Annotated in this window: 9 protein-coding genes and 1 pseudogene; 2 read left to right on the forward strand and 8 right to left on the reverse strand. The window is 66.8% G+C overall.

Going from position 1 to position 13,371, the window contains the following annotated elements; genetic code table 11:
* Positions 1-485: hypothetical protein (locus ACFU8W_RS50490; RefSeq protein WP_384052588.1), on the reverse strand; the 485-nt coding region annotated here is incomplete at its 3' end.
* 364 nt (positions 486-849) lie between these two features.
* Here ACFU8W_RS50490 and ACFU8W_RS50495 point away from each other — a divergent pair.
* Positions 850-978: a hypothetical protein gene (locus ACFU8W_RS50495; RefSeq protein WP_384052589.1), complete on the forward strand. Its 129-nt coding sequence runs from the start codon at positions 850-852 to the stop codon at positions 976-978.
* An 11-nt stretch (positions 979-989) separates the two neighbouring features.
* On the opposite strand, the gene ACFU8W_RS50500 is transcribed toward ACFU8W_RS50495, so the two are convergent.
* The 4 genes from ACFU8W_RS50500 to ACFU8W_RS50515 form a co-directional block, all read right to left on the reverse strand.
* Positions 990-1,457 (reverse strand): hypothetical protein, encoded by a 468-nt coding sequence (locus ACFU8W_RS50500; RefSeq protein ID WP_384052590.1) that lies wholly within the window; start codon positions 1,455-1,457, stop codon positions 990-992.
* A 331-nt stretch (positions 1,458-1,788) separates the two neighbouring features.
* The gene (locus ACFU8W_RS50505; protein ID WP_384052591.1) at positions 1,789-2,166 is read right to left on the reverse strand and encodes a transposase; all 378 of its coding nucleotides are present in this window, start codon (positions 2,164-2,166) and stop codon (positions 1,789-1,791) included.
* A 77-nt stretch (positions 2,167-2,243) separates the two neighbouring features.
* Positions 2,244-2,516, reverse strand: a complete 273-nt coding sequence (locus tag ACFU8W_RS50510; protein WP_384052592.1) for a hypothetical protein — start codon at positions 2,514-2,516, stop codon at positions 2,244-2,246.
* A 136-nt stretch (positions 2,517-2,652) separates the two neighbouring features.
* The gene (locus tag ACFU8W_RS50515) at positions 2,653-8,913 is read right to left on the reverse strand and encodes a DNRLRE domain-containing protein (protein ID WP_384052594.1); all 6,261 of its coding nucleotides are present in this window, start codon (positions 8,911-8,913) and stop codon (positions 2,653-2,655) included.
* Positions 8,914-9,190: 277 nt separating this feature from the next.
* Between ACFU8W_RS50515 and ACFU8W_RS50520 the strand changes: the two genes are divergently transcribed.
* A complete protein-coding gene (locus tag ACFU8W_RS50520) occupies positions 9,191-10,348 on the forward strand; it encodes a histidine kinase (protein ID WP_345515868.1) in 1,158 nt (385 codons plus the stop codon).
* Between the two features lie 15 nt (positions 10,349-10,363).
* Here ACFU8W_RS50520 and ACFU8W_RS50525 read toward each other — a convergent pair whose 3' ends face one another.
* The 3 genes and pseudogenes from ACFU8W_RS50525 to ACFU8W_RS50535 all read right to left on the reverse strand — a co-directional run bounded on the left by ACFU8W_RS50525 (position 10,364) and on the right by ACFU8W_RS50535 (position 12,883).
* On the reverse strand, positions 10,364-10,969 hold the full coding sequence (locus ACFU8W_RS50525) for a response regulator transcription factor (RefSeq protein WP_345515869.1): 606 nt from the start codon (positions 10,967-10,969) through the stop codon (positions 10,364-10,366).
* A gap of 411 nt (positions 10,970-11,380) precedes the next feature.
* Positions 11,381-12,094: pseudogene (locus tag ACFU8W_RS50530) on the reverse strand (IS6 family transposase).
* Positions 12,095-12,223: 129 nt separating this feature from the next.
* On the reverse strand, positions 12,224-12,883 hold the full coding sequence (locus ACFU8W_RS50535; protein ID WP_384052593.1) for an MSMEG_1061 family FMN-dependent PPOX-type flavoprotein: 660 nt from the start codon (positions 12,881-12,883) through the stop codon (positions 12,224-12,226).
* Positions 12,884-13,371: the final 488 nt, after the last annotated feature.

A 13,371-nucleotide genomic window follows, 5' to 3' on the forward strand; every position in this document is an offset into this window, starting at 1 on the left:
AGGGCCGTGATCGTTGCCTTCAGCCAGTCCTCGGCGTCAAACCAGGACAGTGCGACCGCCCTCGTCATCGCTGGGTCGGCGCCGTTCCGCGCGCCGACGGCCTCGCAGACGCGCACCACCTCGTCCATGGCGATGTCGTCCGGCGCCGGCGGGAACCGGTCCGGAACCTCCTGTACCCACAAGGCGGGGACCATTGCGAACATCTGCATGGCCACAGCCGCCCGCGCGGGCAGCACCCCGGCGAGCGCGACCGGCGATCCGCCCCACTCGACGCACGCGCCAGCCAGCACCGCCGTCATGGCGAACGTGCCATGGAGGGTCGGCAGATGCGGGGCCAGCGCCTCGACGGCCGCCGTGAGTGCCGCCGGGCCGCCCGCACGGGAGGTCTCCTCCACTGAGGCCAGCGCACGACGGAACCCTTCCTCGGATCCCGCACACATCTGCGCGATCAGTTCGTCGACACACCTGAACACGGCCTCGGACATGGCCGCGACGCTAGCAACCCGCCCCGCGCGCGGCAGGCCCGAGGTGCCGCGCGCGGAGCGGGCGGGGCTCAGGTAACCAGCACCAGCGCACCGCTTTCAGTACCGGTCCCGACCTCGCATGAATTGCTGACGCAGAGCGACAAGATCCCATGGGCATCCAGGAATACGCGACACCTCAACACGCGAGCCCACCAGTCCCGGTGGCGAACCTGGTCTACAAGCGGGTCTCGACCGACCACCAGTCGACCGCCCGGCAGAACCTCGTCCTGGCCGAGGCCGGCATCGAGGACCCGGTCGTCTTCGAGGAGGACGCGGGCACCTCCCGCCGCCTCCACCCGCTCCAGCGTCCGAAGTCTCCTACCAGATGGTCCGCAGCTACGTCGCTGCCCGCCGCGAGGAAATCCGGCTGGAGGCCGGCAAGGGTGTGGTCGACGCGTTCTGCTACCGACTCGCCACTACCCGAGCACGCACCGAGCAACAGGCAACCGCCTGAGCTGCCGAGGTTCAGATGTGGGCCCGGATCTGCTTCACCGGATGGCCCAGTCGGTCCGCCAGCGCCGTCAGCTCTTCCTCGCTGAACCAGAGGCGTTCGGGGTTCCAGATGGCGATCTCAAAACGGGCGAAACCACAGGGCCAGTCGTATTCCAGGGCGTCCAGAGTGGTTGAACCTCCGCAGCATGGGACCTCGGTCGCGAGCGTGGCGAAGCCGTCCTCGCAGTGAGCCTCAAGGAGGTCGCCCCACCACTCCGTGTCGATGGACGCTTGGCACAAGGGGCAGCCGATGTTCTCCAGGTTGCCCCCACAGTCGACGACGGTCACCACGTCGTGCCACGTCACGTCGATCTCCACGTCCACGCCGTCGGCAGCTCCGGGAGTCAGCTCCTCAACGAGCGCGATGACGCGATCAACCGCATCATGATCCGGCTGCCACCGCGGATCACTCGGAATGATCGACAGGACGTCGTCGCTCATAGCTTCCCCACCTCGCCAGGCCACTGCCACGACGCGATGCTATCGATCACCCGTTCTGGGGCGGCACTCCGTCCTGGACCCGACGCGCGACACGGGTCAACAGGGCGTTCCTAGAACTCGGCAACATTCCAGAACCGGCCCAACATCAGTCTGAGACAGCGTCACCCACCATGAGATAACGCCTCATGACAGCAAAACCGACCCCCAACCTCTCACCTCACGTCAGTCAAGAACCCACCATCAACCACCCACTGACCAGCAGCAAAACCCCACAACCACGACCTTGACCACTGACTCTCACCACCACTGACGCCAAACCGAGAGATCGCAACTACAGGACCTGCTCGTTGAAGCCTGCCAGCCGCCTGGCGTGCTTGGGCAGCAGCTGCGGTTCGAAGGACCCGTCACGGTCCCTCGGAACGGCCAGCGTGACCGCCCCGGCATCGGTCAGCACCGTCTTCGACGACGTGCCGTTGCGGCTGTTGCCCGAGCCGCGGCCCCCGGGATCGTGCTTCTCGTATCCGAGGTGGTCGGTCATCTCCGCGTCCAGGGCCCGCTCCAGCACGGCCCGGGTCACCTCCGTCAGCAGCCCGCCCTCACCCAGCAGGGCAGCACCCGAGACGTCGGCGCGGTCCATCAGCCGCTCGACAACCTCATCCACGAGCTTGTCCTCGACCGGTTCAACGGCCGGGATCTCGTTGTCGTTCATGTCCGTCCCTCCCGGCTGGTCAAAGGCCCAGGTCAGGGCCCCGGCCAGCCTGTCACATCACGGACTTACACGATCTTTCAGACATGCTCCCGCTTGACGCCGGTTCGATGGGTCCGGATCTCCACAAGCGAGATGGCGATGACCGCCAGCGTCATAGGAAAGGCGATCGTGTTGGCCACTTCGGGCCGGTCGACGGCCCGCAGGAGGCTCGCCGCGTTGGAGATCAGGAAGAGGGACAGTGGCAGGTACCTCCGCCATGCCGGGATGCCGGACATGCGGGCGACGACCACGGAGCACCACAGGGTGAAACAGAAGACGGCTATGCCGACGGCTGCGACCACGAACAACATTCCGAATTTCTCCCGTCAGCCGCCGGATCCAGATATAGGGGCGGTCTTGTCTTCTTGAAGGCTTGGTGCGGAGGTGGTGCCCCGCGGCCGTGCACCGTGGGGCACCACCTTATTCATCGCCTGTCAGTGCGGGCTGTCAGCCCTTCGTGTAGACGATGTGGTAGCTGGACACGTAATTCCTTGAGGTTCTCGCCCAGCTCCAGCCGCCGGTGCGGGTCCACTTGATCCCGGTGAACGCGATCCGGTAGGTGGTGCGGTCGCGGTAGGAGTATTGGTAGCGGGTCTCGAAGGTGGCCAGGATCTTCTGCCGACCCCAGCCGTACCAGGCCACGACCTTGCACTTGAAGACGTACTGCTTGCGGTAGCGGTACTGGCGCTTCCAGGCGGTGATGGGCAGGGGGCCCTTGTCACCGCTGACCACGTCCCAGATCCAGTGGTAGTTGTAGTTCTGCCAGCTTCCGTAGCTCCACGCCGTCGTGCGCAGCACGGTGGTGAAGCTGCGCCCGGTCCAGGCGTGCTTGGGGACGCGGCAGGTGGCGCAGCCGGTCACGTCGTCGTTGTTGACGGGATCGGCGCAGGCGTAGTCGTAGGCGTTGCAGCTGCCTCCGGGTACGGGGTCGGCGGACAGGAAGCGTCCGGTCGTCGGGTTGTAGAGCCGGACTCCCATCAGGGTCAGGCCGGTGAGGGTGTCCGTGGACTTGTGCATGCCGCCGTGCCAGGCGTAGCGGACCCCGGACTGCTCGTCTGTGCGGTTGCCGTACTCGTCGGTGCTGAGGACAGTGGGGGCCTGCCCGCTGGGCAGCTGCATGACCACGTCACCGTGGAGATTGACGAGCTGCAGAACGGTGCCGCCGGTCTTGGCGGTGGTGGCCGCGAGCTGGCCGTCGAAACCGTTCACATTGCGGGTCAGAGCACCGGTGGCGGTGTCCTCGACGGTCCAGCGCGGATTGTCCGCGTCGGAGCTGTAATGGTTCAGCTTGGACTGCGCCTGGGTCCAGGTGCCGGAGACGTTGGACTCGACGGTCCATGCCCGGAAGCGCAGCTGGGAATCGAGAGTCCAGGTCTGCCGCTGCGATCCGGCGGTCTGCTGGCGCACGAGGTCGTTGTTGTAGTACGCCAGCGTGGTGCCGGGAGCCGCAGTGCTGCGGCCGAAGGCGTCGTAGGTGTAGCCCGCGTCGACCAGGCGATCGGCGCTGTCGTAGGTGTGGCTGATGGTCGCGCCACCGGTCGTGGTGCATTCCAGACCGGGGGTTGCCGCAGCGGTGGTCAGGGTCTTTCGGTTGGAGTTCTTGTCGAAGGTGTAGCTGCGGGTCACGCAGGTTCCGTCGACGGCGTCGTCCTCCGTCCGCACGAGGCGTCCGACCTTGTCGTAGCGGTAGGTCTGGTTGGAGGTCTGCCCGACGGAGCCGGTGTACGCGGCGCGCTGGCCGTGGACGGTGGGAACGAGGCTTTCGGAGAACAGGACCGCACCATCACTGTCACGCGTGTAGGCGCGCTGCGTGGGCTGGCCCGTGGGGTTGGTGCTCTGGCGCATGGTGTAGCCGCCGGGGACCTTCTCGGTCTGTACCTGCCCGTCGGCGTCGTAGCTGACGCTGAAGGTGCCGGCCACTGAGTCGGTGATCGACGTGGGTAGACCGCGCGGGTCGATCGATGTGTCGTAGGCGTACGCGGTGGTGGACGGAACGTTGTCGCTGACCAGGACCGGCTGGCCCTCCGCGTCGTACTGACTGGTCGTGGTGCCGCCGTCGGCGTCGGTGTACGACAGAAGGCGGCCGAGCTGGTCGTAGGTCTTCCTGATCGTTCCACCACTGGTGGAGGCGATCGTGGCTACCTTGCCGCTGGCCGAATCGTAGGTGGTGGTAACAGCAGGCACGGCAGTTCCGACGCCTCCGGTGACCGAAACGGTGCTCGCTCGGCCGGCGACGTCATAGCCGGTGCTCTTCACCCGGGTGCTGCCGTTGGCGGTCTCCGTCAGCTTGGAGGTCTCTCCCCAACGGTCGTACTCGGCGACCGTGGTCACCAGTTCCGTCGGGTTGGAACCTCCACCCGAGATCGTCGCGGTCGGCCGGGTTCGGCACACCTCGTCGGCCCACTCCGGACGGCCGCCACACACGCCCGTGCCACTACCGGTGTAGTAGTCGGTGATCAGCGTGCCGGCGTCGGATCCGTTGGAACCGGCCATGGTCCGGGTGATCTGCCGCCCGGCGTTGTCGTAGGTGGCCTTCTCCGTGATGGCCAGACCGCCGGGGTCCTGGATGGTGCTGGTGGCCTGTCCCTTCACCCAGTCGTAGACCGTCTGAGTGGCCCGCGGATCGGCCATGAGGGTGGGCCAGTTCCGCGGCTGGGCACCCTCGGTGTGCTTGGTGACCTTGTCCGAAACGCTGGCGGTGCCGTCCGTGGGCCGACCGGAGTCGTATTCATTGACCGTCTGATGACGGACGATGACTTGGCTGCCTGCTGCGGCGACCGTGGTGGTGCCGTCCTTGAGATCCGACTCGAGGACGACGCGGTGAACGGGGCCGAGAGTCTCCAGCTCCCGGGAACCGTCGGCGTTGTAGATGCCGCGGTTCGACAGCAGTTCCGCGCGTTCCGGGACCGGCAGGGCCTCGATACCGAGTTCGGCCAGCTCGGCCTTGTCGGCGGTGATGGTACCCAGGGCCAGTTCACGGTTGCGCGCCGACAACTCTCGGACGGCGTTGCCGAACTGGTCGTACTCCGTGGTGGTGACGTTCTTGCCCGGGTCCAGGGTGTTGACCTCGCGGCCCGAGGCATCGAGGTAGTGCACCATGGCACGGCGGTAGTCGCCCGCGACGAGGGCGGCACCGTCGTGCGAGGAAGGCGTAGCGTCCGCCGGGAAGATCGCCGTGGCGTCCGACGGAGCGTCGAGCTGCCCCCATGCCTTCACATCGCCGGCACCCATGGCCTGCGCGGCCTTGGTGCCGGTCAGGGCGACACTGTAGACCACGGCCGTCTGCGAGGTGCCGTTGGTCTCGTCGGCGGAGCCGGGCCTGAGAGTGGGGCGGGTTGCCTTGAGGAGCATCCCGTCCGCGGCCACCGGATCGGTGCCCACCTTGCCGTAGACGAACGTCCACGGCAGTTGGCCCGGCGGCTTCATCTGGGTGACACGGCCGGCACTGTCATAGCTGTAGGTCGTCTTCAGTGCCGGGGAGATGCGGGGATCCCAGGTCTCGCGCAGTCGGCCCGCGTCGTCGTAGGTGTATTTGGCCACGCTCGTCGCGGTGGCGGACGCGGCACCTGGGGTAGTCGCCCAGACCTTGATCTCCGAGACCTGGTCCTTCACGTCGCCGAAGGTACTGGCTGTGGCGGTGGTGGCGGTGGCGTAGACGAACTCCAGGACACGGCAGCCCTTGGTGGAGGGGTCGCTCTCACAGGCTCCCACGGTCACCGCGCTGGTGGCGGCGATGACGTGCTTGGGGCGCGCGAGGATTTTCCCCCCCACCGTGACGGACTCGGAGACGACCTCAGTCGTGGAGTTGGCCTGGCCGTCGATCAAGGACCGGGAGACTGTCCACGCCGTGGCGGACGGATCCACACGGCTGAAGGTGGTGACGCTGCCCTCGCTGTCGGAGAGGGTGAAGTCACCGCTGGTGAAAGAGCCCTTCAGCGTCAGGTTCTCGGAGCCGGGTTCGGGGACCCAGCCGGTCTTTGCGGCGTTGGCCGTGAAGGCCAGCGTCTCTCCGTCGGCGCGGACCACGTCGAGCGAGTTGGCCGAGGTCTTGCGCAGCTCGGAGTAGTCGGACTGGACGGTCTGTGCCGCTGTCCCGGCCAGCCATTCCTTGCCGAAGATGGCCGCCTGGCCGTCCTGCTGGCCTCCCGCTTGCGGGGTGCGGGAGGAGAAGCTGCGAGTGACGGTCATGTCGAGCACTGACAGGTCGGTGCCGGACAGCGTGTAGTCGCCGGTGAGCAGATTCACCGAGCCCGGACCGGCTTCGGCGGTCGCGGCGCCGTCCGCGTCACGGTCCACCACGACGGTGAGCGGCTGTGTGGCACCGTTGGCTCCGCCAGGCCCGGCGAAGTCGGCCTTGATCTGGATCGAGCCGTCCGGGTTGACGGTGTCGGTCGTGTTCCACACCAGGGCAGCGTTCTTGCCGTTCGTGAGAGCGACCGGCCAGGAGCCCAGCGGATTGCCACCGGAGGTGACGTCGCCCGCCGGAATCGGGGTCCAGGAGTCCGCCTCGGACCGGCGCCAGGAGAACGACACCGAGTCGTACTTTGCCGCCTCGGCTTCGGCGACCAACGGCAGGCGACGTGCGGTGCGCTCGCCGTCGGCAGGCTGGACGAATCCACCGGGGCCTGCGTGGAAGGTGTACTCGGCTGCCTCGGACTTGTTGTCCGCCTTGTCTGCGGAGCGCACCTGCAGGGTGTGCGTACCGTCCTTGGGGGGCGTGACGGCGATGGTCTTGCTGGTGCTCGAGCCACCCGTCGGCACCTTGGTCCAGGTGACGCCGTCCAGAGACCACTCCAGCCAGTTGTGGTCGGAAGACGGCGGCGTGACCGTGAAGTTGCCGGCCTGGCCCGCGCCCTTGACCCACTTGTCGCTCGGGTAGTCCGTCGAGGTGATGCTCAACGGAGCAGAAGGCGCCTTGGAGTCGACCGAGAAGGTCTTCCACTCGGACCAGCCGGTGTTGTAGTGGGTGCCGTCATACGGGCTGGTGCGGAACTTGTAGGTCTTTCCATCCGCGAGCACTCCGGACGGCACGGTGACCGAGGCGACCTGTCCCGACGGCACGAACGGCGACACCAGGACATTCCCGACCTGGGCGTTGGTGGCACTGTCGTAGATCTGGAAGGTGCCGTTGACCTTGTCGCCGTTGGCGTCGACGAAGGTGTCCCGCAACGTGGGCGTGGTGGTGTTCACCACGTAGGCGCCGCTGTAGGAGAAATAGGGGGGCCCGGCCTCCTGCTTCGTGCCCGTCCGCGGCCGGTAATTATAGGTGACGGTCAGCTTCGGCGGGTTGGAAGCCGCGTTGGCGGAGTTGATCCGCTTCCATTGGGCCGTGATGGATTCGTCCGAGGCGTAGAGCCCCATGTGGCCGCGGCTGGCCTTGGCCGATGCCCATTCCTGCACCAGGGTGGTCACGTCTGCGTTGATCCAGCCATCCGGAGCCGACGTGCAGGCGGTGTTGCCACGGGTCTCGGTGGAGGTGGCCTTCTTCGCCAGCTTCGCCGGCTGCGACGTCCAGCGTGAGGAGGTCGACGCGGCCGCGGTGGACCACACCTCCCATGGGTAGGCCTTGCAGTCGGTGTTGCCGGAGTGGAAGTTCCACAGACTCAACTTCGCGGCCGAGACCAGGGAGTCAGCGATGGGTGCCGTGTTCCACGAGATGAACGACCGTGCCGTGCGGAAGGTCCCGTTGGCGTTCTTGGTTCCGGGGTTACCCAGGTCCAGCTCGGTGTCGGCCGACCAGTCGACCGTTTCGCCCTGCTGGACATAGGTGTCGAAGACGTTGCTGAGCGACGACGTGGACGGGTCGACAGTCACCGGGTACTTCGTCGCGGGGTCGGCGAGGAAATCGGCGTCCGGTGTGACCACGAGGTCGACGCCATCCTCACGCTGGAGGACCTTGAGCCCGACCCGGGCCTTGTGGGTGTGTTCGCCGGAGACCGGGTCGGTGCTGGCGTCCCACATCACGGGGGCCGGCATGACAGCGCGCTTCTTCTTGCCCGACTTCTTATCGGTGAAGAGCAGACTGCCGTCCTTGAGCTGCCTGACCCTCAGGCCCTTCGCGTCGAGCGGCAGGGTGTAGGAATAGCTTTCGGCTGTCGGCCGCTTGTCGATTTCGACGAACTGCTCGAATCCGGTACGCGTCGCCTCGACGACGATGTCGGCGTCGGGGAGCGCGTTCTCGTAGCGGGCGGTCGTGCCCTTCAGCTTGGGTTCCGGCAGACCGCCCTTCCAGCGAAGCGTGACCTGCTCGGCCCCGGCGCCCAGTGTCACCAGGTCACGGGCTGGCGCGTTCTTGGCCGCTGCCAGAGACCGAGCGGGAGTGCCGCTCTTCCCGGCGAGTGACAGCCCCTGGGGGTGGGCGATGGATGCGATCGTGCCGTCCGGCTTCTCGGCCAGGTTCACGTCGACGTCGGTCCACTGACCGTCGCTTTGGAAGCGGACCGGTCCGCTGAAGAGCTCTGTCGTGAGCGAGCCGTCCTTGTTCGCCCATGTCGTGGAGGTCTCCGTGCGCTCGCTGAGCGCTTCCACGCGGTGGCCGGCAAGGCGTGCGGTCACGCGGGCGGACGGGATGTCCGCTGCCTGCGTCACCGACTTCAGGTCGGCCTGCGATGTCTTGGCCGGCTTGTCCTTCGCCAGCAAAGCGACGGCATCGCCCGTAGCAGCGACGGTGAGTGCCGCTTCAGCGACGAGCAGGCCGACCAGGGCCATAGCTATGCGGGGCAAGGCGTTTTTGCGCTTGTGCAGGGCAAGTTCGGTCCCCTCCCAGTCATTGACTGGAGGAGGTGTTGGATCGGGTCTCACCGTGAGCTGACTCCTCGTTCGAGACGGGCTTTGCCCAAGATCCGATCAAATGTTCGGCCATTGACGGAACTAAGATCTTCACATCAAGAAGGTGAGATCTTCACTTGCGCCAGGGACGGACGGCGCGCGTTGAAACAACGGGTACGGGGGCCGAATGTCAGAGCGGGTCGGGTCGCACGCACGCATGACCAGAAGAGTGCGACCGTCTAGGCCTGACGGCACAGACCGCGGATCGATCGCAGCGCGGCTGTCACTCATTGGCCTCTCCGCGGCAACGGCTCTGACCTTCCTTGCCGTCTGGCACGACCTTGAGGGGCACGAACTGGGTCGCAGTGCGGTCGCGCTGGGCATTCTCGCTCCCGGAATGCTGCTCGCGGTGGTGCTCGGTCAGTACGCCAAGCGCCGGTCGCATCGACGAGGGCTACTGCTTCTCACGGCACAGACGATCCTCACGTACCTGCCCGTCCTGGTCTTCAAGGAGGTCTGGCTGAGTGCGCTGGGCCTGCTGCTCGGCGCTGCCCTGGCCTTTCTGCCGCGGCCCGCAGGGCTTGTCGCCGCCGCGGCCGTCGCGGCAAGCGGGCCGCTGGTCATCTTCGCGTTGCCGGTCGACAACCGGACTGCGGTCTACGTGGCCGCCCGCACCGTGGTGATCGGGCTGGTGGTCTATGGAATCGTTCGACTCGCCTCCGTCGCCGCCCAGGCTCACGCCATGCGGCATCAGTCAGCCCGGCTCGCCGTGCACCGTGAGCGGACACGAGTCGCTCAGGACCTGCATGACATCCTCGGCTCCGCGCTGTCGACCATCGCGGTCAAGAGCGAGGTGGCCGGGCGGCTCAGCGACCCGGTAGCCATGCGAGCGGAACTGGTTGAGATCGCAGGCCTCGCGCGCCAAGCGGTTGGGGAAGTGCGCGGGATGGCCCGTGATCACATAGCGCTTTCCTTCGCAGAAGAGTTGGCTGCCGCTCACGCCGCCCTGGAAGCCGCGGGGATCGACGTCCGCCTTCGCGACTGCCGTCCTGCACTTCCAGCCGGCCTCGAAAACTGTCTCGGCGCGGCCCTGCGCGAGGGCGTCACAAACATCCTTCGCCACAGTGCCGCGCGACTGTGCACCCTAGAGGTCACAGAGGCGGAGGGCGCCGTGAAACTCTCGATCGAGAACGACGGCGTCAGCGTCACCAACAACCTGGACGAGCGGCACGGAAGCGGACTGTCAAACCTCGCCATACGTGCCGCGACCCTGGGTGGCGTCCTGACTTATGGGCCCACGGCTCCGGGCTTCCGCATCGCCATCTCCGTACCCGTCCACGCACCCGTGAAGCAGCACCGGCTGTCCGCGGCGTAATGCCGACCACTGCGCTCAGATCCAGTCCTGGCGCTCGGCGATACGGACTGCGTCCACCTGCGTACGCGCGTGCAGTTTGCTCATGGCCGACGACAAGCGATTGCGTACCGTGCCAACACTCAGGAAAAGGTGCACCGCGATCTCTCTGGCGTCTGCACCGTCTCCGACCATGCGCAAGATCTCCGCTTCACGCTCAGTGAGGGGGCATACGGCAGACGTCCACACGTCGTGCAGGAGAGCCGGGTCGACCACCCTGCCGCCCGTCGCGACTGTCCTGATCCCCTCCGCGAGCTGTTTCGGCGTGGTCGACTTGAGCAAGAAGCCGGGGATGCCGGCTGCCAGCGCGCGCCGAAGGTAGCCCGACCGGTCAAGGCCAGTCAGCATGAGCGCGCGACAACGGGGGACGCGCGCCTTCAGGGCTTCGGCAGCGGACAGCCCATCCAGTCCGGGTAGACCGATGTCGAGAACCGCCACATCCGCCCGGTGCTCGATGGCCGCCGGCACAACAGCGTCTCCCGAGGCGACATGAGCGACGACCTCGATGCCGAATTCCGCGTCCAGCAAGGACACCAACCCGGCCCGGACCACGTGCATGTCCTCCGCTACCAGCACCTTCAACACCCGTGCAGCATGGGCCATTCCGCTGTACATCGCAAGCTGCTACCTCTGGCACCAGTCCCAAGCCGGTCCACAACCGCTCCGGCCAGCCGGTCGCGGAACTCCGAACAGCACCGAGAAATCGAAACCCGGATCGTCCAGTTCAACGGGCTCGGACCCAGCGGAACAGCCAATACTGACTTCGGCTCGTCAGGGTGAACTGTCTTGGTGTGGTGGCTGTATCTCGTGGTGTGTGAGGTATGCGGATGGCGGCGGGCTGACCGCTGCAGGGCGGCGGCGCCGGGAGACGGTGCGGATGCAGGCGGCCGAGCCGTTCGAGCAGGACATGTGCCGCTGGGGTCTTGTCAAGTTGCGTGTGTGGCAGGTGAGTTGTGGCGTACTGATGGCGCTCGGGTGCCGCGCCGTGCACGGTGCTCAGGCGTGCGCGGCCGCGCCGGTGACGGTCTTCCAGAGGCAGAATCGTTCGGTCATCTCGGCACGATAGTCACTCGCTGTGATCAGATGCCGGCGGGGCCGGAAGAGTGTCGAGATCCTTGAGAACGCGGCGAGGAATCTCTACGCCGCACCCGTTGAGCGGAAGTTCTTCATAGCCCTCTCGCGCTGCCTCGTGGGCTGATGGCTGTTCTCTGCACGGTTGTTCAAGTACTTCGAGCTGCGGTGCTCCACCGAGGGCATGACCTCGCGGTGGGCGACGCCGTAGCTGCGGAGCTTGTCCGTGACGAGTACACGGGATACGTACTCAAGATCCTTCAGCAGCATGCGGAAGAAGCGTTTCGCAGCCCGGCCATCACGCTTGCTCTGCACCAGAATGTCCAGGACGTTGCCGTCCTGGTCGACGGCCCGCCAGAGATACCGCCACTTCCCGTTGACTTTGATGAACACCTCGTCCATGTGCCACTTGTCGCCCGGGCGGGGCCGACGGCGACGCAGGTTCCGGGCGTAGGCGGGGCCGAACGTCGCGCACCAGGCACGGACCGTCTCGTACGAGACCGTGATGCCCCGCTCGAACAGGAGCTCCTCGACCTCCCGATACGACAGTGGGAAACGGTGATACAGCCACACCGCGTGACCGATCACCTCGGCCGGGAACCGATACCCCTTGTACGACGGCGCCACCTCGGACTCCACGACCGGCCCCTCCCGCAACGATCACCATCAAGAGCCTCCCACGCCCCTTCGGCAACCTGACAGAGCCGCCTGGCCGCCTGTGCGACCGCTCTGCTCGTATCCACTCCCCCCGGTGCGCAGGTCGGCCCGCTACTCGTACCGATACTTCAGCGAGTCCGCCTCCGCCTGCTCGATGTCGGCGATCGTCAGCTCCGGCATCCGCAGTTGGGCCAGCGTCACCTCGGCCGAGGCCGGCTGGGCGTCCGCCGGCAGCCACTGCTCCGGCTTCCAGGCCCCGCTGCGCAGCAGCGACTTGGGGCAGTGCGGGTAGACCTCCTCGATCCCCAGCACCAGCGCGCTGGCCGGCGGCTTGCCCACGGCGGTCAGCTGCGACAGCAGGTCTGGGCGGGTGGAGACGCAGGCCCGGCCGTTCACCCTGAGCGTCGTGGTGCGCCCCGGGATGACGAACAGCAGTCCGGCCCGTCCGGTGGCGATGACGTTCTGCAGGGTGTCCAGCCGCTTGTTGCCGGTCGCGTCCGGTATCGCCACCGTCCGTGCGTCCAGGACGGCGACGAACCCGGCGGGGCCGCCGCGCGGGGAGACGTCACAGTTGCCCTCGGCGTCCGCGCTGGCGACCAGGACCAGCGATGAGCAACCGATCAACCGCCGAGTCTGCTCGGTGAGTTCGGTCGTCTGCTTCCGCACGGCCGCGTCGCTGGGGAGTTCGTAGACCCGGCGCAACGCCTCCTGGTCAGGCACGGCGTCGAGGCGGAGCGAGTCGAAGGCACTGTCGGCAAGGGGTGTCGTCATGCCTCCGACCCTAACGAGCCGAGCTGCGATTGATCTTGGTCGAGGACGGCTCCGACGCCGTGATCACACCAGCCACACCAAGATCATCGCACCGCCGGCCGGCGAGATGGCTCAGATGCGGGAGCGCAGCCACCGTTTGTTCTGCCTTTCCAGAACGAGTAGTGCCACCCGCAGCCGCCGTAGTCGTGGGGCCATCGTTTGCACGGGCGGCTGACTAGGTCGTACCTCTTCGGGACGGCGTCGCGTACCAGACCGGCCTTGTCGGCCAGGTACGACAATCGCCCCTGACCGGCCTTTCAAAGGCGCCATCGTCGGCGGTCGGCTGTGGGGCAGCGCCCCCTCTGGCTGCTAGCCCCGCGGACGCCCCCTCAACGCCGCAGCCTGACCGACCGTGAACCGCAGCCCCGGAGTGCCGAAAGGGACAAGTTCACGAGAAGGACAGCGACAGAAGGACGACTCAGGAGGCGGACGGCTCGATCTCCCCCGCA

This window comes from Streptomyces sp. NPDC057565 (assembly GCF_042801455.1).
GTDB lineage: Bacteria > Actinomycetota > Actinomycetes > Streptomycetales > Streptomycetaceae > Streptomyces > Streptomyces yanii.

Excerpts from the sequence above, each read along its gene's own strand:
- ACFU8W_RS50495 (WP_384052589.1), top strand. The coding sequence starts at position 850 with ATGGTCCGCAGCTACGTCGCTGCCCGCCGCGAGGAAATCCGGCTGGAG.
- ACFU8W_RS50500 (WP_384052590.1), bottom strand. The coding sequence starts at position 1,457 with ATGAGCGACGACGTCCTGTCGATCATTCCGAGTGATCCGCGGTGGCAG.
- ACFU8W_RS50505 (WP_384052591.1), bottom strand. The coding sequence starts at position 2,166 with ATGAACGACAACGAGATCCCGGCCGTTGAACCGGTCGAGGACAAGCTC.
- ACFU8W_RS50510 (WP_384052592.1), bottom strand. The coding sequence starts at position 2,516 with ATGTTGTTCGTGGTCGCAGCCGTCGGCATAGCCGTCTTCTGTTTCACC.
- ACFU8W_RS50515 (WP_384052594.1), bottom strand. The coding sequence starts at position 8,913 with ATGGCCCTGGTCGGCCTGCTCGTCGCTGAAGCGGCACTCACCGTCGCT.
- ACFU8W_RS50520 (WP_345515868.1), top strand. The coding sequence starts at position 9,191 with ATGACCAGAAGAGTGCGACCGTCTAGGCCTGACGGCACAGACCGCGGA.
- ACFU8W_RS50535 (WP_384052593.1), bottom strand. The coding sequence starts at position 12,883 with ATGACGACACCCCTTGCCGACAGTGCCTTCGACTCGCTCCGCCTCGAC.